The 3,100-nt window shown below is 71.7% G+C and carries 4 protein-coding genes; 1 reads left to right on the forward strand and 3 read right to left on the reverse strand.

Translation table 11 applies throughout. The features are described 5' to 3' along the window. From ABZS54_RS42590 to ABZS54_RS42600, 3 genes are all read right to left on the reverse strand, one after another. A partial coding sequence (locus ABZS54_RS42590; RefSeq protein WP_355548735.1) for a DUF308 domain-containing protein occupies positions 1 to 249 on the reverse strand: 249 nt, incomplete at its 3' end. Between the two features lie 258 nt (positions 250 to 507). Next, positions 508 to 957: a phospholipase gene (locus ABZS54_RS42595; protein WP_355548738.1), complete on the reverse strand. Its 450-nt coding sequence runs from the start codon at positions 955 to 957 to the stop codon at positions 508 to 510. 565 nt (positions 958 to 1,522) lie between these two features. Continuing rightward, the gene (locus ABZS54_RS42600; RefSeq protein WP_355548741.1) at positions 1,523 to 2,266 is read right to left on the reverse strand and encodes an NAD(P)H-binding protein; all 744 of its coding nucleotides are present in this window, start codon (positions 2,264 to 2,266) and stop codon (positions 1,523 to 1,525) included. Positions 2,267 to 2,348: 82 nt separating this feature from the next. Between ABZS54_RS42600 and ABZS54_RS42605 the strand changes: the two genes are divergently transcribed. Beyond that, on the forward strand, positions 2,349 to 2,822 hold the full coding sequence (locus ABZS54_RS42605; protein WP_355548744.1) for an Rrf2 family transcriptional regulator: 474 nt from the start codon (positions 2,349 to 2,351) through the stop codon (positions 2,820 to 2,822). Positions 2,823 to 3,100: the final 278 nt, after the last annotated feature.

Below are 3,100 nucleotides of genomic sequence, written 5' to 3' on the forward strand. Positions count from 1 at the left end.
CCGCGACGCCGAACCCGCCTGCCAGGTCGCGTCCGTGCGGGTCGCGCCTCGGCCCACGCCGAGCGCCGCCACGGCCCCGATCAGGCCCAGCACGATCAGCACGATGCCGGCCAGCACGGCCAGCACCTTGGTGCTCGTTACCGGGGCGGCGATCAGCACAATGCCTGCGACGACGTCCAGGCTCCCGAAGAACACCACCCAGCCCCGGCCGGGCAGTCCGCCGGTGGCCGCCGCGCCCCAGGGGCGCACCCGTACGATCCCGCACCCGGCCCGGTCGGGCGCGTCAGCGTCGAATTCGGCTCGTCGTTCATGCCTCCTTGATAGTTCGGGGGCATGGTTCGCTCGGGGCATCGGCGGGCGTTCCACCCGATCGGATGACAGTGGCGCCCCCGAAGGTGTGGATACGTCGGGACCCGACCGCGACAACGCCGGTCGGGTCCCGCCGTACCGTCGCCGCCGGGCGCACTCGGCTCCGGGTCGCGCCGGCGCTCAGGTGGACCGCGGTCGTCAGCCGAGGAGCTTGACCGCCTGGTAGTACGTCCAGGCCGTGCCGTTGCACGTGGTGCGGGTCGCCCCGCCGTACTGGGAACACACCCGCTTGAGGTCCTCGTACAGGGCGCTGTCCACCCGCGCCTTGTTGGCCGGGAACGTGCCCGCCGCCTTGTAGTTGCGGTATCCGAAGTCGTGCCGGGCACAGGAGACCTGGAACGGGAAGCCGAACGGGTTGTCGGGAGAGCTGGAGCAGTAGTCGGTGGACCAGTCGAAGCCGTAGGCCGACCACGCGCCCTGGTCCTGCCGCGCCGAGTACCAGGCGTTGTAGCTGTTGGCGCTCGTCTGGGTCCAACCGGACAACACTTGGGGCTTGTCCGCGGGAGCGGCCTGGGCCGGCGCGGTCGCGCCGACTCCGGCGGCGACCGCCATCGCGGTGGTGGCAAGGATTGTGGTCAGCCGACGCATCGCATACCTCCAGGATGCCGGGCATCCCCGTACGGGACGCCGGGAGCAGGGGTGAGCAGCCGAACTCGGCCCGTCGAACTCCCCCACCGTCGACCCGGGTTGCGGGTCGAGCGAGGGAGGACGAAGAGCGGAACCCATCTCACCGGACGGAACGGCCGACCGTCCATGCCTCGACGTCATTACGTCGAGAAGGCACCCACCCGCTCCCTCCCGTTCGCCACGGTCGACATCGGCGACACGTGCGAACCGCGCACCCGGCGCCCGGCCCCGGCGGTCCGGCGACGGCGGCCCACTGTGATGGGTGTCGGGGATGCCGGGGGTGTCCGGTCGGCCGGACAGTCGCATCAGTCGCGGTGCCCTCTCCGCGCGCGGGAGCCGCGTAGGACGAGGGGGTGGCGGAACCGAGTCGAGCTCGGGCTGCTTGAGCAGTTGGAACCGGATCCGCGGTCCGTGCTCGTCGCGTGCTCGCAGCGTGACCGCCGCGGCGATGTAGCGCGGCCGGGACGGGCCGGGTCCTGCTCGGTGCGCCGACTCCCCGGCGATGGGGGCGACTTCCCGGCGACTTCTATCGCTGCTCCGCGAGCCACTGGTCGAAGGTCGTCGGGGCGATGCGCGCGCCCTCGGCCGGCAGCATGACGTCGCCGGCCATCGTCGGGCCGAACAGCGACGACCACGTCGGCACCAGCTTCACCGTGTGGCCGCGCGCCTCGTTCGTGCGCCGGGCCATGTCGACCAGGTCCTGGGTCTCGGGCCCGGCGACGTCGGCGTGGCGGCCCTGCGGCTCGCCGGTCGCGATCTCGGCGAGCACGTCGGCCACATCCGCGGGCGCGATCGGCTGAACCAGCAGCGGCGCGATCGGGGCCACGCCGTCCTGTTCGGTCCAACTCGCCACCATCGCGGCGAAGTCGTGGAACTGCGTGGCCGGGACGATCGTCCACGGCACCGCGCCCTCGGCGATCAGGCGCTCCTGCTCCCGCTTGCCGGCGTAGTGCGCGTTGCCCTCGACCCGGTCGATCCCGACGATCGACAGCAGCACGTGGTGTCGGACCCCGGCCCGCTCCTCGGCGGCCAGCAGGTTCCGCGTGGTGGTGCCGAAGTACGCCACCGTCTCCGCCCGATCGGTCGCCGGGCCGTTCGTCGCGTCGACCACGGCGTCGACGCCGGTCAGGGCCTCGTCGAGTCCGTCGCCGGTGACCAGGTCCACGCCGAGCGAGCGGCTGATCCGCACCACGTCGTGGCCGTTTCGCTCAAGGGCGGTGGCGGTGAGCGCGCCGATGTTTCCGGTCGCGCCGGCGATTGCGATCCGCATGATGATCTCTCTTTCTCTGGCTGCGCCGCAGATGCTATCACGGACTAAATAGGTCCACAATCTCTACGATAGACTGGGGCTCATGAAGCTGCCCGGGAGCACCGAATGGGTCTTGCACTGCGCCGCGTCGCTCGGCCAACTCGCCCCGGGGGCCAGTGCGTCGACGACCCAGCTCGCCGAGTACTACGACCTTCCGGCGCCCTATCTGGCCAAGCAGTTGAAGGCCCTGGTCCGGGCCGGCGTGCTGGCGGCGACCACCGGTCCCAGGGGCGGATTCCGGCTCGCTCGGCCCACCTCCCACATCACCCTTCTACAGGTCGTCGAGGCCGTCGACGGCACGTCCTCGCCGTACGAGTGCCGCGAGATCCGGCAACAGGGACGCGGCGCGCTGCCGGCCGACGACTGCCGGGAGACCTGCATCCTGGCGGCGAAGATGGCCGAGGCGTACGAGGCATGGCGCAGCAGTCTCGCCGGGGTCACGCTCGCCGACGTCATCGATTCGCTGCCGCCGACGGCACCGGCGCGTACCCGGGCCCGTCTGACCGGAACGACCTGACGCGCGGGGCGCACAGAGCGAGAGCGAGATCCGGCGATGAGTTCGGACGCCCGATCGGTCGGCATTTCGAACCACGGGCAGTCGGCTCGCCGGAGCACGGGGGCGGCGCGTCGCAACGGTGGCTTCGGGTCGGGCGCGCGGGTGGCTACCGGCGGGCGCGGCAACGGCTCTGGCGGGCGCGGGCGGGCCGGCCGAGTGACAGAAGATGAACAGCGCCGGGAGGATGAACGCGATCCAGGTCGGCACCCGGTCGAAGGTCAGGCCCATCCCGACGAGCA

This window comes from Embleya sp. NPDC005575, assembly GCF_040605455.1.
Taxonomy (GTDB): domain Bacteria; phylum Actinomycetota; class Actinomycetes; order Streptomycetales; family Streptomycetaceae; genus Embleya.